Raw genomic sequence first — 22629 nt, forward strand, 5'->3', positions numbered from 1 at the left:
CTCAAGGCGCGAGCTGCACCGCGCATGATGGATTATCTTTAGATAATCTTGGATGGATTTCCCAAACTGCCCGCAAAGCAGCGCACCGTCTGGGTTTTCCAAATTGGGACGGGGAACGTTACGACGGCAGAAGGGGAGCGTTACGACGGTAACAAGGGAACGTTACGACGGTAAACGGGTGCAGTTGCCGTGGGGCCAGGCCTCTTGATCTCCCATTTTCCCTTGGCGTATTCGTTCACTACCCAACCCACGGCGGCAAGTTCGGCCAGTGCCTTCCGGGCAGTCTGACGGCGTTTTTTCATAGCTTCGGCATTGGCTTCATCTGGCCAGACATAGCCGCAAAGCGTGTCCAGTTCCACGCGCCCGGATTTGCCGGGGTCGATCCAGCCGCATAGCCGTTGGTGCATCAGCCGTGCCGGATCAGTCTGTAGCACCCGCACTTCCGCCATGTCGATACGGGCATATGGACGATGCCCCAGGATCGCTTCGGCAATACGCGGATTCAGGGCAACCCATAGCCTGCCGTCCGTCTCGTCAAAAGCATGACTCATCAGGTGGAACGCGGCTTGCCGCCGTCCCTTCGTCACAAGGATGGTGACGTTCGACATGCGCAGCAGGCTGGCTTTGAGCGCCTTGATGTTGTCGCCGCTATCCGTCATGCCCGTTTCTGAGAGCAGTTTGGTCAGGCTCTCACGAACCACCAAGCCGTCTTGCTCAATGGCTTCGAAACGGGGTTCAAGGAATAGCCGTAGCTGTCGCCCCGTCTCACTGGTCGGTTCCGGGGTTAGCAAGATGCCGTTCGGGCCGCCAAGGGCCACGATGCCTTGCAAAAGACGCATATCATCGGCCCCGAGAGGTTCGAATCCGACGAAACGCATGGATTCGTCCTCGCCAAAGGTGTAGGTCACGTCCAGCTTGCAGCGTTTGCGATCGCCACGCTTGAGGCTGCGGAACAGGCCAGGTGCCAAACAGTGCGCGGGATCATGTCGGACGTGGGTCAGGTCATGCTTAGGCTTCTTCACGCTGTCTCCTTTTCACCTTGCACTGCCGCTCCAGTACAGCAGGCTTCAACACGCCGCCGTCGTGCCGTCTAAACCAGAGTTCTTGAAAAGGTGCGCCATAGTTGGCCTTGCTGACGCCAAAGCGGACAAAATACCCACGCTGACAATCATCGACCCCCAGTATCTCGGCCTCGCCTTGCGTCATGCCGGATAGGTACGATTGCCAACGGATGTTATCAACCAGTACGGACGATCCACGACTGGCCTGCTGTTGATCGCCCGACCCCATCATGGCTGCGCTTTTACTCGCGTGGTGCAGAAACACAATGGAGCAGCCTGTATCAGCGGCTATGGCCTCCATGTGCCCAACAACCTGCGCCATCGGCCCGCTAGCGTTCTCCTCCTCAATGTGGAAGCGCCGCAAAGTGTCCAAGATCATCAAGCGACGACCTTCAGCGGCTCGTTTGAGAGCATCGAACCAGCTAGCAGCCATGATGTTTGGGCATTTACCGATCAAGGGTTCAATGAGCAAACCATCAGCCACGGCTTGCCGTTCCGCTGCGCTGAGGTGTGCCCCAAGGGCGTGCAGACGATGGTGAATAGCGGCCGGTGGATCTTCAGCAGGCAGATAGACCACTTGCCCGGTGGGAAACTCGCCTATTTCAAGTAAATCAGGCCCGCCTGCAATCTGTGCAGCCAATTGAAGGGCCAACATGGATTTACCAGCCCCACCAGGCGACACAAGAGCACCAACAGTGCCAGCAACCATATTAGGCAGAACATAATCAATGGGTGGCGGCAATTCCGTGAAAGCCGCCATAAGATCAAGAGCCATATAACTAGCCCTCTATAGGGCCAGGTCGCGCAGCTTGATCACCCGATGATTTACGTGCCTCAATCCACTCTTCGACCTCTGACAAATCCCAGGCGACATTTCTACTGGTTAACGCGATACGGCGTGGAAAATCCCCTCGCTGCTCCAGGTTATAAATTGTTCGTGTCGAAAGCGGGATCATCTCCAGGAGCTTCTTCCTGTTGATGAGGGTCTTTATATTTTGCATGGGTCAATACCTCTCAAATGAATAGTTGCTATTCATCGAGTAGCTGCGCGAAGCAGCTAATCGGTAATTGACCTGCCCGATGCCAATGGCGGCCTTATTTATAAATTCACGGCATCAACTTCAATGCTATCAAAGATAGCAAAAACATCAACCCTTACTGCCTCCCGAAGTCCACTCATCAATCATATCGGCCCAATCCTGCAACATCGCCGCCCGCTGCTCGCGGTACTCAGCCTTGTTGTAGACAGCCCTCACGCCCTTCTGCTCGTGCGCCAGGCACTTCTCGATCCAGTCGGTGTTGTAGCCGGCCTCATGCAACAGCGTGCTGGCTGTGCGCCGCAAATCATGCGGTCCGAACTTGGTAAGTGACTTCCCATCTTTCTGCGCCGCCTTGTAAGTCAGCGTCAGCACCTGGTTAAGTGTGGCAGCGCTCATCGGCGCATCCGAGTCGTACCGTGATGGCAAAACGAAGTCGGAACCACCGGCAAAGGTTTTCATGGCAATGAAAATATCCAGAGCCTGCTGGGACAGAAATACCAGGTGCGGGTTACGGCGTTTCATCCGCTCCTTTGGAATCGTCCACAACGCTTCGCTGAAATTGATCTCGCTCCAGGTCGCATTGGTCAGCTCGCTCTTGCGCACCATCGTCAGCAATAACAGCTTGGCCGCCGCACGGTTTGTTGGGCTTGTGCCCACTCGCTCCATGTACTGGTACATCAGCCCAATTTCTTCTGGCGTCAACGCTCGGTCACGTGGCTCGAATCGAGCGATGCTTGTTGGGCGCACCAGTTCTGCCGGGTTTTCGACCTTCTGCCCACGCTCGATGGCCCAGCGAAATACCTGCAACACGATTTCACGCACATGAACGGCGGTGGCCGGTGCGCCTCGCTCAACAATGGCATCAGCCAGCGCCCGCAAGTCTTCGTGGGTGATCTCCACCAGCTTCTGATTGCTGAATTTCGGCTTCAGCTCACGCTCATAAACCGAGCGGCGCATATCGCGGGTGGAGTCGGCCATCTGGTAGCCACGCAGCCACTTCTCCGCCCAGGCACCGAACGTCTCTGCATCTTTCACCCGCGCCTTGTCTCGGGCTTTCTCCTTGGCCGGCGACTTGCCCGCCGCAACCATCTTCTTGGCGTCACCCAACAGCTCGCGGGCTTCGGCCAGGGTGATGCCACCGACACCATAACGCCCAAAGGTGATGGTCTCCTGCCGACCGTTGATTGAGTAGTTGTAACGGAACGAGATGGAGCCGGCTGGAGTCACTGCCACATAGAGACCTTCCCGGTCATTCACTTTGTAGAGTTTGTCCCTGGGCTTGAGATTGCGCAGCTTGGTATCGGTCAGCATGTACCTTGTCCTTCTTCGTCTCCGATACCATGCTGAAAAAATCTCGAATTTATCGTATTTTTTCTTACGAAACAGTAACTTATAGAATATTAATACCATGAACACACAAAAGAACGCAGCATGGTATCGGCATCAATCATGGCATCGCCAAACCATAATACCAGCTTTAATGCCATGCTCAAACGGTGCTTGGCGCTTCCTCCCGTTGCCAGATCGTGCCAAACACAAACAAAAAAAAGCCCGCAATTACGCGGGCTTAGCGGCATTTCATGCCATCAGGTGCCTGGCTGTGCCAGACGCGGAATCATTCCCACTCGATCGTCCCCGGCGGTTTCGACGTATAGTCGTAAACCACGCGGTTGATGCCCTGCACCTCGTTGATGATCCGCGTCGCGCAGCGGCTGAGGAAGCTCGCGTCGAAGGGGTAGATGTCGGCGGTCATGCCGTCGGTCGAGGTGACGGCGCGCAGCGCGCAGACATGGTCGTAGGTGCGCCCGTCGCCCATCACGCCGACCGTCTTGACGGGGAGCAGCACCGCGAAGGCCTGCCAGATCGCGTCATAGAGGCCCGCACTCCGGATCTCTTCCAGATAGACCGCATCGGCCTTGCGGAGGATGTCGCAGCGTTCCTTCGACACCTCGCCCGGAATGCGGATCGCGAGGCCGGGACCGGGGAAGGGGTGGCGGCCGACGAAGATGTCGGGGAGGCCGAGCTCCTTGCCGAGCAGGCGGACCTCGTCCTTGAACAGCTCGCGCAAGGGCTCGACGAGCTTCATGTTCATGCGTTCGGGCAGGCCGCCGACATTGTGGTGGCTCTTGATCGTCACGCTCGGGCCGCCGGTGAAGGACACGCTTTCGATCACGTCGGGGTAGAGCGTGCCCTGCGCGAGGAAGTCGGCGCCGCCGAGCTTCTTCGCTTCCTCTTCGAACACGTTGATGAATTCGGCGCCGATGAATTTGCGTTTCTTTTCGGGGTCGGTGACCCCCGCGAGGCCCGCCATGAAGCGCTCCTCGGCGTCGACGACGACGAGCGGGATGTTGTAATGGTCGCGGAACAGGCGTTCGACCTGCTCGCGCTCGTTGAGGCGCAGAAGGCCGTGGTCGACGAAGACGCAGGTGAGCTGCTCGCCGATCGCTTCGTGGATCAGCACCGCGGCGACCGCGCTGTCGACCCCGCCCGACAGGCCGCAGAGCACGCGCTGGTCGCCGACCTGCGCGCGAATCTCGGCGATCTTGGTGGCGCGAAACTCGGCCATCGTCCAGTCGCCCGAACAACCGCAGACGTGGCGGACGAAGTTCGCGATGAGTTTGGCGCCGTCGGGGGTGTGGACGACCTCGGGGTGGAACTGGGTGCCGTAATAGCGGCGCTCATCGTCGGCGATCAGCGCGAAGGGCGCGCCGTCGCTGATCGCGACGATGCGGAAGCCGGGCGCGAATTGCGTGACTCGGTCGCCATGACTCATCCACACCTGATGGCGCTCGCCGACGTCCCAGAGGCCATCGAACAGCACGCAGGGTTCGGTGACGGTCAGGAAGGCGCGGCCGAATTCGCCGTCGCGCTCGCCATCGGCGCCGCCCGGCTCGACCTGCCCGCCGAGTTGCTGGCTCATGACCTGCTGGCCGTAGCAGATGCCGAGGATGGGCAGGCCGCTGTCGAACACCGACTGCGGCGCGCGCGGGCTGCCGGAGGCGGGGACCGAGGCCGGCGATCCCGACAGGATCACGCCCTTGGGCTTCATCCGTTCGAGCGCGGCTTCGGCGCCGCTGAACGGGACGATCTCGCTGTAGACGCCGGCCTCGCGGACGCGGCGGGCGATGAGCTGGGTGACCTGACTGCCGAAATCGACGATCAGGATGGATTCGGGGAGCGTGGCGGCGGTGTCTGGAGTCGGCATGGCTGGCCGATAAAGAGGCGCGCCGCCGCTGTCCAGCGGTCGCTATGGGGCGCCGGTCGAACTTTTGTCGCGCTGCCATATTGTTGCGACAAATTGCGACCAGATGAACCGCCGGGGCAAATCCATGTCATGCCGGGTTCAGCCCGACACGCTAAGAAAAAACCAAGACAAGATTATAAGAAGGCTCCCCTTCCCATGAAAAAGATCCGCCTTTCGCTGTCCGCACGTGCGCTGTTGCTTGCTGGTGCCGCAACTGTTGCCGGTCCGGCTATGGCTGCCGCCGCCGATACGCTGCCCGATGCGGCCGCGATTGCGCCCGCCGTTCAGCCGGTCGATGCCGATACAAGCGCGCCGGACGACGATCAGGGCGAAGAGGAGGAAGGCGAAATCGTCGTCACCGCGCAGCGCCTCGCGGGGCAGCTCGAAACCGACATCGCCGCCGATGCCGAACTCGATGAGGCCGCGATCGCGAGCTATGGCGCGTCGTCGATCGAGGAACTGCTCGACGCGCTCGAGCCGATGACGCGCTCGGGCCGCGGCCGCGGCGGCGGGCGTCCGGTCATCCTCGTCAACGGCCGCCGCACGTCGGGGTTCGGCGCGGTGCGCAACATCCCGCCCGAGGCGATCGCCAAGGTCGAGGTCTTTCCCGAAGAGGTCGCGCTGCAATATGGCTATGCCGCGACCGAACGCGTCGTCAATTTCGTGCTCAAGCCCGATTTCCGGCAGGTGTCGGTCGAGGCGGAGGCGGGGGTGCCGACGCAGGGCGGCCAGTTCAAGAGCGAGCTCGAACCCGCCTTCACCGCGATCGGCAAGAACGGCCGGCTCAACCTCAACGCGAGCTGGGAGCATCAGACGATGCTGCTCGAAAGCGAGCGCGACCTCGATTACGACGATCCGGTCCTTGCCGCGGGCGCGTCCGCACGCAGCCTGTCGTCCGCAAGCGATCAATATGTCCTCGACGGGACGCTGGTGCGCAACATCGACAAGGTGACCGAGGCGTCGGTCAGCCTGCGCTTCGACCAGACCGACAGCCTCAGCCTGCTCGGCCCCGACACGGGCGGGCCGGGCGATCCGCTGCGCCGCGACAGCCGCACCCAGAACTGGACGAGCTCGGCGAGTGTCAACGGCATGCTCGGCGACTGGCGCTGGTCGGTGACCGGCAATTATGCCGATGCCGACACGCGCACCTTCACCGACCGCGCCGGCGGCACCCGCGACCGTTTCGACAGCAGCCAGCAGAGCTTCGGCGCCAACACCAATGTCTCGGGCAGCCTCGGCGAGGGCTGGGCGGGGCCGCTCCGCCTGTCGGCGACCGCGAGCTATTCGGGGCTGCGCTTCGACAGCCAGTCGCAGCGCGGCGGGGTGGTCACGACCACCGACCTGTCGCGCGACGTGCCGAGCGTCTTCGGGTCGCTCAACGTCCCGCTGCTCGATCCCGACTATGGGGTCGGCCCGATCCGCGTGTCGGCGACGCTCAGCGGCCAGGTGCAGAAGCCAAGCGATTTCCAGACGCTGAAGAACTGGGGCGCCAACCTCAATTTCGTCTTCACCGACAATCTGTCGCTGGTCGCGAGCTTCAACAGCGACGAGGAAGCGCCCAGCGTGACGCAGCTCGGCGCCGCGCCGCTGACGACCGAGGGGGTCACCTATTACGACCTCAAGACCGGCCAGACGGGGTTGATCACGACCACGACGGGCGGCAATCCCTTCCTGCTCGCCGAGCGGCGGCGCGACTTCAAGCTCGGGCTGAACTGGGAAGTGCCGATGGTCGAGGGGCTGCGCGTCTCGGTCAATTACAACAGCAACAAAAGCTATGACACGGCGAACGGCTTCCCGCTGCTGACCCCCGAGATCGAAGCGGCCTTCCCCGACCGGGTGACGCGCGCGCCCGACGGCACCTTGCTGGCGATCGACCAGCGTCCGGTCAATTTCGACCGCGCGAGCAATTCGCAGATCCGCTGGGGCTTCAACTTCGGCAAGAGCTTCGGCCAGCCCGAGCCGGGCGCGCGTGGCGGCGGCGAAGGTCGCGGCGGTCGCCGGTCGGGTGCGGGCGCGCCGCCTTCCGCAGGCGGTGACGCACCGCCGCCGGCCGAAGGCGCGGCGCGCGGCGAGGGCCAGCAGGCCGCGCCGCCTCCTGCGGCGGAGGCGGGCCCGCGGCGCGGTGGCGGTGGCCGCGGTTTCGGCCGGCGCGGCGGCGGTGGCGGGCCGTTCGGCGGCGGCCAGCAGGGCGGCCGCTGGCAGGTGTCGCTTTATCATACGATCAAGCTGACCGACAAAGTGCTGATCGGCCCCGGCGTGCCCGAGCTCGATCTGCTGAACGGCTCGGCGACGGGCAATGGCGGCGGTAGCAACCGTCACCTCGTCGAGCTCGATGGCGGCGTCTTCTACAAGGGGTTCGGCGCGCGGGTCAGCGCCAAATACGACAGCGGCAGCACAGTGGTCGGCGGCGCCAACGGCGACCTCGACTTCCACGATCTCGCGACTTTCAATCTGCGCGTCTTCGCGGACTTCAACCAGATGCCCGCGCTGACCGGGGACCTGCCGTTCCTCAAGAACTCGCGGCTGCGCCTGTCGGTGAACAATCTGTTCGACGCCCAGCGCAAGGTCACCGATGCGAGCGGCACGGTGCCGCTGACTTATCAGCCCGGCTACACCGACTCGCTCGGCCGCTATGTCGAGCTGGAGTGGCGCAAGGCCTTCTAGGCGGCGAGGGCGGCGCCGGCGGGCGCCGCCGCCGGCTCGGCCGGAACGAAGGTCAGTGCGTTCATAAACTGTGCGGTGCAGGCCGACCAGCTGTAGCGTGCGCCGAGCGCCGCGGCCTCGGAGCGGTCGCAGGCGAGTGCGCGGGCGATCGCGGCGTCGAGATCCTCGTCGAGCGCGCCCGCGCCGCCGGTCACGATATCGCCGGGACCGGGCACGGGGTAGGCGGCGACCGGGGTGCCGCAACTCAGCGCCTCGATCACCACCAGCCCGAATGTGTCGGTGCGGCTTGGAAAGACGAAGACGTCGGCGCCGGCATAGGCCGCGGCGAGCGCTTCGCCGCCGAGCTTGCCCAGAAAGGCGGCGTCGGGATAGCGCGCCGCGAGATCGGCGAGCGCGGGACCGTCGCCGACGATCACCCTGGTTCCGGGCTGCCGCGTTTCGAGAAAGGCCTCGATATTCTTTTCGACCGCGACGCGTCCGACATAGAGCTGGATGGGGCGCGGCAGCGCGGCGAGTGCGGGATGGGGTGCGCGGTCGGCGCGGAACAGCGCGTGGTCGACACCGCGCTCCCACAGCATCGTCTGGGGGAGCCCCTGATCGGCAAGCTCGCGCGCGAGGCTGCGGGTCGCGACCATGATGTGGCGCGCCGGGCGGTGGAACCAGCGGATGAAGCGCCATACGAAAGCGGGCGATATGGGCAGGCGTGCCGCGACATAGTCCGGGAAACGCGTGTGATAGGCGGTGGTGAAGGGAAAACCGTTCTGGAGGCACCAGCGCCGCGCCGCGAGCCCGAGCGGCCCCTCGGTCGAGATATGGATCGCCTGCGGCGCGAAGGCGCGGATGCGCCGACCGACGCTGCGCCGCCCTGCGAAAGCGAGGCGGATTTCGCCATAGGTAGGGCAGGGGATCGAGCGGAACAGGTCGGGCGAGATCACCGCGACCTCATGGCCCGCGCCGCGCAGCTCGGCGATCGTCGCCTGCAGCGTGCGGACGACGCCGTTGACCTGCGGCTCCCACGCGTCGGTGACGATCAGGATCCTCATGCCGCGCGTGCCGGGGCGGGCAGCTCGATCGCCGCGGGTACGGCGCGCGCCGCGACTTCTTCAGCCCAGCGCAGGATCTCCATCGTGCCGTCGTGGTGCTCGACGAGCGCGGTGCAGCCCTCGACCCAGTCGCCGTCGTTATAATAGTCCACGCCGTCGATCGCGCGCATCTCGGCGCTGTGGATATGGCCGCACACGACCCCGTCGACCCCGCGCGAGCGTGCCGCGTGGGCGACGACCTCCTCATAGCGGCCGATGAACTGGACGGCGTTCTTGACCTTGTGCTTGGCGACCAGCGACAGCGACCAATAGGGCAGGCCGAGGCGGCTGCGGATGGCGTTCACCACCACATTGCACTTCATCAGCGCGGTGTAGGCGGCGTCGCCGACGAAGGCGAGCCAGCGGTGAGCAAGCATCACCGCGTCGAACTCGTCGCCGTGGACGACGAGCAGCTTGCGGCCATCGGCGGTTTCGTGGATCGCCTCGCGGCGGATTTCGACCCCGCCGAAATCGAAGCCGTCGAAGGGCTTGACCATCTCGTCATGGTTGCCGGGAACATAGACGACGCGGGTACCGCGCTTGGCGCGCTTCAGGACGCGCCAGACGACGTCGTTATGCTCGGGCGGCCAGAAATGCCGCTTCTTGAGCCGCCAGCCGTCGATGATGTCGCCGACGAGGTAGAGCGTCTCGCAATCGACATGATCGAAGAAATCGATCAGCAGCCCGGCATTGCAGCCGCGGGTGCCGAGGTGGATGTCGCTGACCCACACCGCGCGATAGCTTCGCCTTTTGCCGATCACGCGCTCGGGGACGTGCGGATCGGTGGTGAAGGGATCGGGGAAGCGCGCCGGGATCGGCAGAGTCGAGATCGAGGCCATGTCGCACTCCTTGAGGCAGCTTGTGGCTGCCCACGGCCTAGACACGGCTTTTGTTACACCCTGCGAATCAAAGCGAGGACGGTTCGGCGACGGTTTGAGGGCAGTTCTGTGACAATGGACCGAATTCGTCATTGCGAGCGAAGCGAAGCAATCTCCAGCTTTTGTCCATCGATGACGATGGCTGGAGATTGCTTCATCGCTGCGCTCCTCGCAATGACGGGCTTTTCCGGTCAAACCCGACGGATCACCAGATTCCGTATCTCGCTCATATCCTCCATCGCGAACCGGATACCTTCGCGGCCGAGCCCCGAATCCTTGACTCCGCCATAGGGCATGTTGTCGACGCGGTAGGAGGAAACGTCGTTGACGACGACCCCGCCGACCTCGAGCCGGTCCCACGCCTCGAGCACCTGGTTGATATCGCGCGTGAACAGACCGGCCTGGAGCCCGAACTTGCTGTCGTTGATCTCGGCCAGCGCGTCACTCCAATCGGTGAATTTCGACAGGATCGCGAGCGGGCCGAAGGCTTCCTCGCGATAGGCGCTGGCGCTGCGGTCGACGCCTTCGAGCAGGGTGGCCTCGAGCATCGCCCCGTCGCGCTTGCCGCCGACGAGCAGTTTCGCGCCGCCCGCGATGGCTTCCTCGATCCACCCGTCCAGCCGCGAGGCTTCCTTTTCGGAGATCATCGGGCCGATGAAGGTCTTGCGGTCCTTGGGGTCGCCCGCGACCAGCGTCTTCGTCTTGGCGACCAGCATGTCGCGGAACGTGTCGTAGATGTCGGCGTGGATGATGATCCGCTGCACCCCGATGCACGACTGGCCCGACTGATAGAAGGCGCCGAAGATGATCCGCGCGAGCGCATGGTCGAGATCGGCGTCCCTGTCGACGATCACCGCGGCGTTGCCGCCGAGTTCGAGGATGACTTTCTTCTTTCCCGCCTTGGCCTTCAGATCCCAGCCGACCGCGGGCGAGCCGGTGAAGCTCAGCAGTTTGAGCCGCTCGTCGGTGGTGAACAGGTCGGCGCCGTCGCGCGTCGCGGGCAGGATGCTGAACGCCCCCTCGGGCAATATGTCGCATTCGGCGAGCACCTCGCCCATGATGATCGCGCCCAATGGCGTCATCGACGCGGGCTTCATGACGAACGGACAGCCCATCGCGATCGCCGGCGCGATCTTGTGCGCGGCGAGGTTGAGGGGAAAATTGAACGGCGAAATGAAGCTGCACGGGCCGATGGGCACCCGCTTCCACATCCCCATATAGCCCTTGGCGCGCGCCGAGATGTCGAGCGGCTGGACCTCGCCATAGTTGCGCACCGCTTCCTCGGCGGCGATGCGGAAGGTGTCGATCAGTCGGGTCACCTCGCCTTCGGCGTCGGCGATCGGCTTCCCCGCCTCGACGCACAGCGCATAGGCGAGTTCGTCGAAGCGTTCGCGGAAGCGCCCGACGCAATGGTTCAGCACATCCTGCTTCTCGAAGCTCGCGAGCCGCGCCATCGGCTCGGCAGCGCGGACTGCGCCGGCGATCGCTTCGTCGATGACGTCGGGGGTCGCGAGCGCGGTACGGAAGGCGACCTCGCCGGTGAATTTGTCGGTCACCGCGAGGTCGGTGTTCGGCTGCGCCGCCTTGTTGTTCAGGTAGAGCGGGTAGACGTCCTTGAGTTTCATTCCATTTCTCCCCCCTCCCGCTTGCGGGAGGGGTCGGGGGTGGGCCAGCGGCGGTGTTATGACCCACCCCGCTGCGACTAGGGAGCAAGCTCCCAAGTCTCGCTGCTCCTCCCGCAGGCGGGAGGGGAGCCAAAGGTCACAGCTCCTTCGACAACCGCTTGATATCGACGTTCAATATCTGGTCATTCTCCGAATAATCGACCGGACAATCGATCAGATGCACACCGGGCGTATCGCGCGTGTGAGCGAGAAGTTCCTTCAAATGCGCCGCGCTTTCGACGCGGTAGCCGCTGGCGCCATAGCTTTCGGCATATTTGACGAAATCGGGGTTGCCGTAGGTCAGTCCCCAGTCCTTGAACCCCATGTTCGCCTGTTTCCAGCGGATCATGCCATAGCTGTTGTCGTTGAGGATCAGCACGGTGATATTGAGCCCCAGCCGCACCGCGGTCTCCATTTCCTGGCTGTTCATCATGAAGCCGCCGTCGCCACAGATCGCCATGACCTTGCGCTCCGGATAGAGCATCGCCGACATCATCGCGCTCGGCAGCCCGGCGCCCATCGTCGCGAGCGCATTGTCGAGCAGCACGGTATTCGGGCGATAGGCGGTGTAGCCGCGCGCGAACCAGATCTTGTAGACGCCGTTGTCGAGGCAGATGATCGCATCGTCGGGCATCGCGCCCCGCACCTGCTGCACCAGATGCGGCGGAAAGATCGGGAAGCGCGCGTCGGCGGCGAGCGGCGCGGTATGATCGACCTCGGCCTTGCGATAGGCGAGCATATGGTCGAATTTCCAGCCGCCGTTGGGGACGATGTCCTCCTTGATCTGCCAGATCGCATTGGCGATGTCGCCGATCACCTCGATATCGGGGAAATAGACCGGGTCGACTTCGGCGGTCTTGGTCGAGACGTGGATCACCGTCGGGCCGCCCGCCTTCATGAAGAAGGGCGGCTTTTCGATCACGTCATGGCCGAGGTTGACGATGCAGTCCGACGCCTCGACCGCACGGTGGACGAAATCCCCCGCGCTCAGCGCCGCACAGCCGAGGAATTTCGGATGCCGCTCGTCGATCACGCCCTTGCCGAGTTGCGTGGTGAGGAAGGGGATGCCGGTCTTTTCGATGAACTGCAGCAGCATGCGGCTGGTCATCGTCCGGTTCGCGCCCGCGCCGATCACGAGAACGGGCGAGGTCGCTTCCTCGAGCGCCTTCACCGCCTCGCGGATCGACTTCACGTCGGCGGTCGGCCTGCGGCTATGGCTACGCTTCAGCGGCAGGCTGTCGGTGTGTTCGTCGGCGATATCCTCGGGCAGCTCGATATGCACCGCGCCGGGCTTTTCCTCTTCAGCCAGGCGAAACGCCTCGCGCACGCGGCTCGGGATATTGTCCGACGAGGCCATCTGGTGCGTATATTTGGTGATCGGCCCCATCATCCGCACGACGTCGAGAATCTGGAAGCGGCCCTGCTTCGATTTCTTGATCGGCTTTTGCCCGGTGATCATCATCATCGGCATTCCGCCGAGCTGGGCGTAGGCGGCTGCGGTCACGAAATTGGTCGCGCCGGGGCCGAGCGTCGCAAGGCACACGCCGGTTTTGCCGGTATGGCGGCCATAGGTCGCGGCCATGAAGCCCGCGCCCTGTTCGTGGCGCGTCAGGATCAGCTTGATCGTCTTCGAGCGCGACAGGCTGTCGAGAAAGTCGAGATTCTCCTCGCCGGGAACGCCGAAGATATATTCGACGCCTTCTTCCTCGAGGCATTCGATGAACAGGTCGGATGCTTTTTTCACGGTCAGTCGCCCCCCTCTTCGCACCACCTTCGGGTGCGGTCCAAAGCCCGTGCCGGCGACCCGGCAGCACCTGCCGCGATGCGGCGGGTCTCGTCGTGGATCGCGAGTCCCTGCTGCACCGGATCGGGGTTGTAACGAGGGGCGAAGGGGTTGTCACCAGCGCGGGCGCCCCGCGCGGGCCTGGCGCGTTACCCCATCGCTTCGGCGCGCAGCGCCTTGCGGTCGAGCTTGCCGATCATCGTCTTGGGCAGCTCCTTGCGCACCTCCACCGCGCTCACGCGTTCGTGCTTGCCGAGCTGGGGGTTGAGCCAGGCGGCAAGGGCGTCGCCCGAAACGTCGAACCCGTCCTCCAGCGTCACGAAGGCCTTGGGGCTTTCGCCGCGATAGGCGTCGGGCACGCCGAGGACGATCGCTTCCTTGATCGCGGGATGCTGGTGCAGATGCGCTTCGATCACGCTCGGATAGACCTTGAAGCCACCCACCGCGATCATGTCCTTCAGCCGGTCGACGATGCGGATATAGCCGTCGGCGTCGATCGCCGCGACGTCGCCGGTGCGCAGCCAGCCGTCGGCGGTGAAGCTGTCGGTGTCGGCATCGGGGCGGTTCCAATATCCCTGCATGATCTGCGGCCCCTTGATGGCGAGCTCGCCCGCCTCGCCCGCGGGCGCGTCCTTCGACGGGTCCTCCTTGTCGAGTAGGCGGATGTGCGTCGCGGGGATCGGCTGCCCGATCGTCCCGGCCTTGACCGGCCCCTCATAGGGGTTGGTCGCGACGACGCCCGAGCTTTCGGTGAGGCCATAGCCCTCGACGAGCGAGGCGCCCGTTGCGGCGACGAATTTCTCGCGCAGCTCGGCGGGCATCGGCGCGCCGCCCGAGATGCAGATGCGCAGGCTGGAGAAGTCGGTCTTGGCAAGGTCGGGATGGTCGAGCAGCGCCTGGTACATGGTCGGCACGCCGGGCAGCGCGGTCGCCTTCGTCCGGGTGATCGCCTGCAGCGCCTGCTTCGCGTCGAAGCGCGGCAGCATGGTGATCATCCCGCCGTTGAGGATGGTGCGATTGAGGACGCAGGTGTTGGCGAAGACGTGGAAGAAGGGCAGGACGCCGAGGATGCGGTCGCCAGCCTCATGGTCGGGGTCGATCGCGTTCACCTGCCGCGCATTGGCGGTGAGATTCTGGTGCGTGAGCTTCGCGCCCTTCGGCGTCCCGGTGGTGCCGCCGGTATATTGGATCAGCGCGATATCGCGCTCGGGATCGATCGCGACGGGGTCGGGGCGGCCGTCGTTGTCGGTGAGCGCCGAAAAGCGGATGATGCGCGGATCCTCGGGCAGCGGCGCGACCTCGCGGCGGCGGAGCAGGCGATAGAGTAGCGACTTGGCGGCGGGCAGCCCGCCCGCGACCGAGCCGACGACGAGCTGTTTCAGGCTCGACCCGTCGAGCACCGCGAGCGCGGTCGGAAGCAGTGCCGCAGCACTGACCGTGAACAATATGTCGGTGCCCGAATCCTCGACCTGCGCTTCGAGCTCGGCGACGGTGTAGAGCGGCGAGAAATTGACCACCGTCGCGCCGGCGGCGAGCGCGCCATAATAGGCCGCGACATAGTGCGGGACGTTGGGAAGGAAGAGGCCGACGCGGCTGCCCTTGCCGATCCCGCGCTGTTGCAGCCCGCGTGCGACGCGCGCCGCGCCGCCCGCGACCTCGGCATAGGTGAAGCGCCGCCCCATGAAGTCGAGTGCCGGCGCCGAGCCCTTGCGCGCCGCGCTCGCCGCGAGCATCTCGGGCAGCGAGAGCGGCGGAAAATCCTGGTCCCATGCCGTCGGGTGGCGATAGTCGGTCGACCAGGAAAAGGGGCTGCTCATCGGGGCGATCTGTCCTTTCGCAATGGCGGGCGTTCCTGACACTAGGGTAAGTAAGCCGTCGCTGCAATCCGGCCCGCTTGCGGCGCGGGCGGGGCGCGGCTAGGCGGAGCCCACAGGACATGACACACGATGCGGCCATCCCCGTTCCCGGGCCGGGAAGCCCGCCCTTCGTCCTGCTCGACGACGCGCGCGCCGAGGGCGCCGTTCCGGCGCGGCTGTTCCGCGATCCCGTCGAGGCGCTGACCGCGCGGAGCGCGCGCGAAGTGCCGGCGCTGCTCGATGCGCTCGAAGCGGCGCGGGCGCGGGGACTCCACGCTGCGGGATATCTCGCCTACGAAGCCGGCAAGGGGCTCGCGCCAGCCTGGCGCGGCCCCGGCGGCGATGAAGGCGATGCGCCTATCGCCTGGTTCGGCCTGTTCGATCGCGTCCACCGGATCGAGGCCGAGGCAGTGCCGGACATGCTGCCCGATCCGGCGGGCGCCTGGGTCGGGCGGCCGGCGCCGCGGGTGTCGCGTGCGGCCTATGAAGCCGCCGTCGAGGCGGTGCTGGGCTATATCCGCGCCGGCGACATCTATCAGGCCAATCTGACCTTCCGCGCCGATGTGCCCATCGAAGGCAACCCGCTCGCCGCCTATGCGCGGCTGCGGCGGACCGCGCGCGCGGGCTATGGCGGTTTCGTCTGGATGGGCGCGCAGGCGATCGCCTCCTTGTCGCCCGAGCTCTTCTTCGCGCTGCGGGGCGGCGCGGTGATCGCGCGCCCGATGAAGGGGACCGCGGCACGGCTTGCCGATCCCGACGCCGATGCGCGCGCCGCCCGCGATCTTGCCGCCGACCCCAAGCAGCGCGCCGAGAATCTGATGATCGTCGATCTGATCCGCAACGACCTGTCGCGCGTCGCGGCGCCGGGGTCGGTGACGGTGCCCGAGCTGTTCCGCGTCGAGAGCTTTCCGACGATCCACCAGCTCGTCTCCGACGTCGCGGCGCGGCTGCCCGACGGGGCGGGGGCGGTCGATGTGCTGCGCGCCGCCTTTCCCTGCGGGTCGATCACCGGCGCGCCCAAGGTGCGGGCGATGGAGATTATCGACGAACTGGAAACCGAGCCGCGCGGCCTCTACACCGGGTCGATCGGTTTCATCGAGCCCAGCGGCGACGCCGCCTTCAACGTCGCGATCCGCACTTTGGTCTTTCCCGCAGCGGGTGACTTGCGCGATACGCCGGCTTGCGCCACGCTGGGGCTGGGATCGGCTATTGTCGCCGACAGCCAAGCGGCTGAAGAGTGGCGCGAATGTCTGGCCAAGGGGGAATTTGTGGGCGCAGCGGGGGAAAGCTTCGACCTCATCGAGACGATGCAATTCGACCCGGTCGAGGGCGTCCAGCGGCTCGAGGGGCATCTCGCCCGCATGAAGGCGAGCGCCGAGGCGCTCGGTTTCACCTTCGACCGGCACGGCGCGCGCAACAGCCTGCAATCGGCGACCTTTCGCCTGCGCAGCGCGGCACGGGTGCGGATGCGACTCGCCCCCTCGGGCGCGCTCGCGGTCGAGGTGACGCCACTGCCGCGGCTCGCCGAGCTGCCGGTGCCGGTGGCGGTGCAGTCCGCGCCGCTGGCGAACGGCGATTTCCGCCTCGCGCACAAGACCAGCCTGCGCGCGCCCTATGACGAGGCGCGCGCGGCGAGCGGCGCGGCCGAGGTGGTGTTCGTCGACGAACCCGGCTTCGTCACCGAGGGAAGCTGGAGCAATATCTTCGTCGAGCGCGAGGGCGTGCTGCTCACCCCGCCGCTCTCGCTCGGCCTGCTTCCCGGCGTGCTGCGCGCCGAGCTGATCGACAAGGGACGCGCGGTCGAATCGCATCTGCGCGTCGCCGACCTCGCCGATGGTTTCTTCATCGGCAATTCGCTGCGCGGACTGGTGCCGGCGCGGCTCGCGGACGCCCTCGAAACGCCGATAGGCTGACCACGGACCTGCATAGGTAAATTATCCGCCGCGCGCCTTGCGATTTGCGGGCGGACGATATAGGCGCGGCCGCGCGCAATTTCCTGTCAATCCGCCGTCCCGGAAAGCATCGTCCATGTCGCTCAAGCCGCACACCTCCGCCGCCCTCGACCGCATCCAGCCCTCGGCGACGCTCGCGATGACCGCGCGCGTGACCGCGCTGAAAGCCGCGGGCGTCGACGTCATCGGCCTGTCGGCGGGCGAGCCCGATTTCGACACGCCCGATTTCGTCAAGGAAGCGGCGATCGAGGCGATCCGGGCCGGCCAGACAAAATATACGCTGGTCGACGGCACGATCGCGCTCAAGGAAGCGATCCGTGGCAAGTTCCGCCGCGACAACGACCTCGACTATGGGCTCGACCAGATCAGCGTCAACGTCGGCGGCAAGCACACCTTGTTCAACGCGCTCGTCGCGACCGTCGACCCCGGCGACGAGGTGATCATCCCGGCGCCCTATTGGGTGAGCTATCCCGACATCGTCGCCTTCGCGGGCGGAACTCCGGTGACGATCGAGGCGACCGCGGCGCAGAATTACAAGATCACGCCGCAGCAGCTCGACGCCGCGATCACCGGGAAGACCCGCTGGATCCTCTTCAACTCGCCTTCGAACCCGTCGGGCGCCGCCTATTCGCCCGAGGAGCTCGACGCGCTCGGCGAGGTGGTCCGCCGCCACCCGCACGTCATGGTGATGACCGACGATATGTACGAGCATGTCTGGTACGCCGATTTCGCCTTTTCGACCCTCGCGCAGCGCTGCCCCGACCTCGTCGACCGCATCCTGACCGTGAACGGCTGTTCGAAGGCCTATGCGATGACCGGCTGGCGCATCGGCTATGCCGGCGGCCCGGCATGGATCATCAAGGCGATGGGCAAGCTCCAGTCGCAGTCGACGTCGAACCCCTGCTCGGTCGCGCAGGCCGCCGCCGTCGCCGCGCTCGGTGGGCCGCAGCAGTTCCTCGAAGAGCGCAACGCCGCATTCCGCAAGCGCCGCGACATGGTCGTCGCGATGCTCAACGACGCGCCCGGCCTGTCGTGCCCGGTCCCCGATGGCGCTTTCTACGTCTATCCCGACGCGTCGGGTTGCATCGGCAAGAAGACGCCCGCGGGCCATGTGATCGACAGCGACGAGGCGTTGATCGACTATTTCCTCGACGCCGCGCGCGTCGCGGCGGTGCATGGCGCGGCGTTCGGCCTGTCGCCGGCGTTCCGCGTCTCCTATGCGACGTCGGAGGCGGTGCTCAAGGAAGCGTGCGTGCGCATCCAGCAGGCGTGCGCCGCGCTCGTCTGACGCCACTTTCACCGCCGGCACCGGAATTTTATACCGATCGGTCTTGATATGGCCGGCGCGCGCGCCTATCTGCCCGCATGAACGGCGGTTAAGCAGCCGGTTCACCACATGGTAAGCACTGCCGTCTAGGGTGATCGCGATCACTGCACGACGGCAAGGGGCGCGCCATATCGTTCGGTGTAACCGGTGCGGGGCTGCCCGCGAACAGACAGATATGAAAACAAGAGGCTCCCATGCTGACTCTCCTCCGCTCCGACTGGTTTCTGTCGATGCTCGCCGGCTTCGCGATTGGCGCGACCCTCGTCATCCTCAATCAACCGGCGCTGCCGATCCCGGCCTGATGCCGCCGCGGCGCAATCCTGCCCGCCAGTCCATCGCAGCCCTGATCGCCGGCGTGGTGCTCGCGCAATGCGCGCCGGCGCAGGCCGAAAATATCGTCCGGCTGCCCGCCCCCGCTTATGATCCCGCCGCGAAGGCGCCGCGCGCGACCGCGATACTCGCGGGCGGCTGCTTCTGGGGCGTCGAGGGCGTCTTTTCGAACGTCAAGGGCGTGATTTCGGTCGAATCGGGCTATCACGGCGGCAGCAAGGCGACCGCAAGCTACGATCGGACGTCGAGCGGGACGACCGGCCATGCCGAGGCGGTGCGGATCACCTATGACCCGCGCGTCGTCAGCTACGGCTCGCTGCTCCGCATTCTTTTCTCGGTGGTCGCCGACCCGACGCTGAAGAACCGGCAAGGCCCCGACCGGGGAACGCAATATCGCGCCGCGATCGTGCCGCTCGACGCCGCGCAGCGCCAGGTCGCGGTCTCCTATCTCGCGCAGATCGGCAAGGGCGACATGTTCGCGAAGCCGATCGCCGCGAAGGTCGAACGCTACACGGGCTTCTATCCGGCCGAGGCCTATCACCAGGATTTCATGCGGCGGCACCCCTCGCACGCCTATATCGTCCGCTGGGACGCGCCCAAGCTGGCGGCGTTCAAGCGGCTCTATCCGGCGTGGGTGCGCGCCACTCCGGCCCCTTGAATCGCGCTCCGTTCCGCCGCTTGTCGTGCGGGGAGAATCGTTCGTCGCAAATCGCTGGTCCGGCCGCCGGGGGTGCGGGACGAACGAATTCCGGCCGCGGGGGCCGGAAGAGACAGACGGTCGCAGCCGCTTTGGGGTTTGGATGAAGGTCAAGTTTTCGGGCAGGCCGCTGCTCGCCGTGGTGATGAGCTCCGCCGTGCTGGCGGGATGCGTCGGCAGCGCCGCCGTGATACCGGCGCCGCGCGGACAGGTTCCGGCGGCGCGCGGTCCCGCGGGATCGGTGACGGTCCCGATCGGCGAGCCGGTGCGCGCCGCGACGCCGGCTCCACAGCGGGTGATCGACCCCGGCTTCCGCCGCCCGCCCGCCGGCCTCGAGGAGCGGATCTTCGGGCTGTGGCGCGCCTTTCCGGGCAAGACCGGCATCGCGGTTCAGCGCATCGACGGTGAATGGACGCTCGAGCAGCGCGGCGACGAACTGTTTCCGCAGCAGAGCGTGTCGAAGCTGTGGGTGACGCTGACCGTGCTCGACGCGGTCGATCGCGGCGCACTGACCCTCGACCGCAAGGTCAGCATCACCCCCGCCGACCTCACCCTGTTCCACCAGCCGCTCGCCGCGCGCGTGCGCGCGGAGGGAACGGTGACGATGAGCGTGCGCGACCTCATCGAGACGGCGATCACGCACAGCGACAACACCGCGAACGACAGCCTGCTGCGCACCGTCGGCGGCCCCGAAGCGGTGCGCCGTTTCATCGCGGCGAAGGACTTGGGCTCGATCCGCTTCGGCCCCGGCGAACGGTTGCTGCAAAGCGGCACCGCGGGACTGAAATGGCAGCAGGCCTATTCGGTCGGCCGCGCCTTCCAGCAGGCGCGCGCGGCGCTGCCCGACGCGACGCGGAAGGCGGCGATGGACGATTATCTCGCCAATCCGGTCGACGGCGCGAGCCCCTCGGCGATCGCGCGCGCGCTGACCCGGCTCGCGCGCGGCACGCTGCTGTCGCCCGAGTCGACCGACTATATCCTCGACGTGATGAGCCGCACCCACAGCGGCCCGAAGCGGCTGAAGGCGGGGCTGCCGTCGGGCTGGAAATTCCTGCACAAGACCGGCACCGGACAGGATTACAAGGGCATGACCGCGGGCTACAACGACATCGGCATCGCGACCGCGCCCGACGGCACGCGCTATGCGATCGTCGTCATGCTCGGCAGCACCACCGCCTCGATCCCGCAGCGCATGGCGCTGATGCAGGCGGTATCGGGCGCTGTCGCCGAATTTCACGGGAACTAACCGCCGTCCCTGCTTCGGGATAAACGGTTTGCGGGCCCTGCCGCTTTTGCATATGGGCCGCGCATGAAGACGTATCTCGCGCTGCCCCTCATCGCCCTTTCGCTCGCGCTGTCGGCGTGCGCGACGCCCGAGACGCGGCTGCGCAGCGGGCTCGTCGACGCCGGGCTGTCGCCGGCGATGTCGGCGTGCATGGCCGAGCGGATGGTCGAGCGGCTGTCGCTGCTGCAATTGCGCCGCCTGTCGTCGCTCGGCAGCCTCAAGGGCCGGCGGATCGTCGACCTGACGCTCGACCAGTTCCTCCACAAGGTCCGCGCGCTCAAGGACGCCGAGATATTGGCGGTGTCGACCAGCTCGGCGGCGGTCTGCGCTTTCCGCTGAGGTAGAAAATCTCTCCGCTGCCGGGGGGAACCAAGGGGTAGCCTTGCCGCCAAACTTGTGCTTAGGCGGCGCCGAATATCTCCCGCTCCAGAGTCGAAAGGCCCGGCAGACCCCATGAACATCCACGAATATCAGGCGAAAGAACTGCTCGCGAAATTTGGCGTCGCTGTCCCCAAGGGCATCGCCGCGATGAGCGTCGAAGAGGCCGTCGCGGCCGCGAAGCAGCTCCCGGGGCCGCTCTATGTCGTGAAGTCGCAGATCCACGCCGGTGGCCGCGGCAAGGGCAAGTTCAAGGAACTCGGCCCCGATGCCAAGGGCGGCGTCCGCCTCGCCAAGACGCTCGAGGAAGTCGAAAGCCATGCGCGCGAAATGCTCGGCAACACGCTGGTGACCATCCAGACCGGGGAGGCCGGCAAGCAGGTCAACCGGCTCTACATCACCGACGGCGCCGACATCAAAAAGGAATATTATCTCGCGCTGCTCGTCGACCGCGCCACCAGCCGCATCGCGGTGGTCGCCTCGACCGAAGGCGGGATGGACATCGAAACCGTCGCGCACAACACGCCCGACAAGATCCACACCATCGTCATCGACCCCGCCACCGGCCTGATGCCGCACCACGGCCGCAGCGTCGCCGCGGCGCTCGAACTCGAAGGCGATCTTGCCAAGCAGGCCGCCAAGGTTCTCGCCGGCCTCTACAACGCCTTCCTCGCGACCGATGCCGAGCAGATCGAGATCAACCCGCTTGCGGTCTGCGAAGGCGCGAACGGCGACGAACTGCTCGTCCTCGATGCCAAGCTCGGCTTCGACGGCAATGCGATGTTCCGCCACAAGGACATCGCTGACCTCCGCGACCTGACCGAGGAAGACCCGGCCGAGGTCGAGGCGTCGGAATATGACCTCGCCTACATCAAGCTCGACGGCAACATCGGCTGCATGGTGAACGGCGCCGGTCTCGCGATGGCGACGATGGACATCATCAAGCTGAATGGTGCCTTCCCGGCGAACTTCCTCGACGTCGGCGGCGGCGCCAGCAAGGAAAAGGTCACCGCGGCGTTCAAGATCATCCTCAAGGATCCGGCGGTCGAGGGCATCCTCGTCAACATCTTCGGGGGCATCATGAAGTGCGACATCATCGCCGAGGGCATCGTCGCCGCGGCGAAGGAAGTGAATCTCTCGGTGCCGCTCGTCGTCCGCCTCGAAGGCACCAACGTCCAGCAGGGCAAGGATATCCTTGCGAACTCGGGGCTGCCGATCGTGGCGGCGAACGATCTGGGCGATGCGGCGAAGAAGATCGTCGCCGAAGTCGCCAAAGCGGCGTGATAGAGAATCGCCTCTCCCCTTGAGGGAGAGGCAGCGAGACTTGGCGGCTTGCCGCCTAGTCGCAGCGGTGAGGGCGGCAACGTTCGGACCCTCACCAAGTCCGA

17 protein-coding genes are annotated in these 22629 nt (G+C 65.4%); 7 read left to right on the forward strand and 10 right to left on the reverse strand.

All coding sequences use genetic code 11. The features are described 5' to 3' along the window. Positions 1-140 precede the first annotated feature (140 nt). From repC to guaA, 5 genes are all read right to left on the reverse strand, one after another. Complete coding sequence (repC, locus tag ACOTSS_RS02220) at positions 141-1022, reverse strand: replication protein C, IncQ-type (protein ID WP_000743064.1); 882 nt, start codon at positions 1020-1022, stop codon at positions 141-143. Continuing rightward, positions 1009-1836: a helicase RepA family protein gene (locus ACOTSS_RS02225; protein WP_001162384.1), complete on the reverse strand. Its 828-nt coding sequence runs from the start codon at positions 1834-1836 to the stop codon at positions 1009-1011. Before ACOTSS_RS02225 ends, repC begins: the two co-directional genes overlap by 14 nt. A 4-nt stretch (positions 1837-1840) precedes the next feature. Further along, positions 1841-2062 carry a helix-turn-helix transcriptional regulator gene (locus tag ACOTSS_RS02230; protein ID WP_001179606.1) on the reverse strand — a complete coding sequence of 74 codons (222 nt, stop codon included), beginning with the start codon at positions 2060-2062 and terminating at the stop codon, positions 1841-1843. 147 nt (positions 2063-2209) lie between these two features. After that, positions 2210-3412 (reverse strand): tyrosine-type recombinase/integrase, encoded by a 1203-nt coding sequence (locus ACOTSS_RS02235; protein ID WP_000954590.1) that lies wholly within the window; start codon positions 3410-3412, stop codon positions 2210-2212. Between the two features lie 304 nt (positions 3413-3716). Next, the gene (gene guaA, locus ACOTSS_RS02240; protein WP_448689920.1) at positions 3717-5306 is read right to left on the reverse strand and encodes a glutamine-hydrolyzing GMP synthase; all 1590 of its coding nucleotides are present in this window, start codon (positions 5304-5306) and stop codon (positions 3717-3719) included. A 195-nt stretch (positions 5307-5501) separates the two neighbouring features. Here guaA and ACOTSS_RS02245 point away from each other — a divergent pair, with 195 nt between their 5' ends. Beyond that, positions 5502-8009, forward strand: coding sequence for a TonB-dependent receptor plug domain-containing protein (locus ACOTSS_RS02245; protein ID WP_448689921.1), 2508 nt, complete (start codon positions 5502-5504; stop codon positions 8007-8009). Here the strand turns inward: ACOTSS_RS02245 and ACOTSS_RS02250 are convergent. The 5 genes from ACOTSS_RS02250 to ACOTSS_RS02270 form a co-directional block, all read right to left on the reverse strand. Continuing rightward, entirely contained in the window at positions 8006-9052 is a 1047-nt protein-coding gene (locus tag ACOTSS_RS02250) for a glycosyltransferase family 4 protein (protein ID WP_448689922.1), read from the reverse strand. The genes ACOTSS_RS02245 and ACOTSS_RS02250 overlap by 4 nt on opposite strands. After that, a complete protein-coding gene (locus tag ACOTSS_RS02255) occupies positions 9049-9930 on the reverse strand; it encodes a UDP-2,3-diacylglucosamine diphosphatase (RefSeq protein ID WP_448689923.1) in 882 nt (293 codons plus the stop codon). Before ACOTSS_RS02255 ends, ACOTSS_RS02250 begins: the two co-directional genes overlap by 4 nt. A gap of 230 nt (positions 9931-10160) precedes the next feature. After that, positions 10161-11594, reverse strand: a complete 1434-nt coding sequence (locus tag ACOTSS_RS02260; RefSeq protein ID WP_448689924.1) for an aldehyde dehydrogenase family protein — start codon at positions 11592-11594, stop codon at positions 10161-10163. 136 nt (positions 11595-11730) lie between these two features. Next, entirely contained in the window at positions 11731-13377 is a 1647-nt protein-coding gene (locus ACOTSS_RS02265) for an acetolactate synthase large subunit (protein WP_448689925.1), read from the reverse strand. Positions 13378-13565: 188 nt separating this feature from the next. Next, positions 13566-15233, reverse strand: a complete 1668-nt coding sequence (locus ACOTSS_RS02270; RefSeq protein WP_448689926.1) for an AMP-binding protein — start codon at positions 15231-15233, stop codon at positions 13566-13568. A 119-nt stretch (positions 15234-15352) separates the two neighbouring features. Here ACOTSS_RS02270 and pabB point away from each other — a divergent pair, with 119 nt between their 5' ends. The 6 genes from pabB (at position 15353) to sucC (ending at position 22525) form a co-directional block, all read left to right on the forward strand. Then, positions 15353-17185 carry an aminodeoxychorismate synthase component I gene (pabB, locus tag ACOTSS_RS02275; protein WP_448689927.1) on the forward strand — a complete coding sequence of 611 codons (1833 nt, stop codon included), beginning with the start codon at positions 15353-15355 and terminating at the stop codon, positions 17183-17185. A 115-nt stretch (positions 17186-17300) separates the two neighbouring features. After that, on the forward strand, positions 17301-18512 hold the full coding sequence (locus ACOTSS_RS02280) for a pyridoxal phosphate-dependent aminotransferase (RefSeq protein WP_448689928.1): 1212 nt from the start codon (positions 17301-17303) through the stop codon (positions 18510-18512). Between the two features lie 340 nt (positions 18513-18852). Beyond that, positions 18853-19539 (forward strand): peptide-methionine (S)-S-oxide reductase MsrA, encoded by a 687-nt coding sequence (gene msrA, locus ACOTSS_RS02285; protein WP_448689929.1) that lies wholly within the window; start codon positions 18853-18855, stop codon positions 19537-19539. Between the two features lie 142 nt (positions 19540-19681). Further along, positions 19682-20824 carry a class A beta-lactamase gene (bla, locus tag ACOTSS_RS02290; RefSeq protein WP_448689930.1) on the forward strand — a complete coding sequence of 381 codons (1143 nt, stop codon included), beginning with the start codon at positions 19682-19684 and terminating at the stop codon, positions 20822-20824. 63 nt (positions 20825-20887) lie between these two features. Continuing rightward, positions 20888-21202 (forward strand): hypothetical protein, encoded by a 315-nt coding sequence (locus tag ACOTSS_RS02295; protein WP_448689931.1) that lies wholly within the window; start codon positions 20888-20890, stop codon positions 21200-21202. A 114-nt stretch (positions 21203-21316) separates the two neighbouring features. Further along, positions 21317-22525 (forward strand): ADP-forming succinate--CoA ligase subunit beta, encoded by a 1209-nt coding sequence (sucC, locus tag ACOTSS_RS02300; protein WP_448689932.1) that lies wholly within the window; start codon positions 21317-21319, stop codon positions 22523-22525. Positions 22526-22629: the final 104 nt, after the last annotated feature.

The organism is Sphingopyxis sp. NJF-3 (assembly GCF_053514865.1).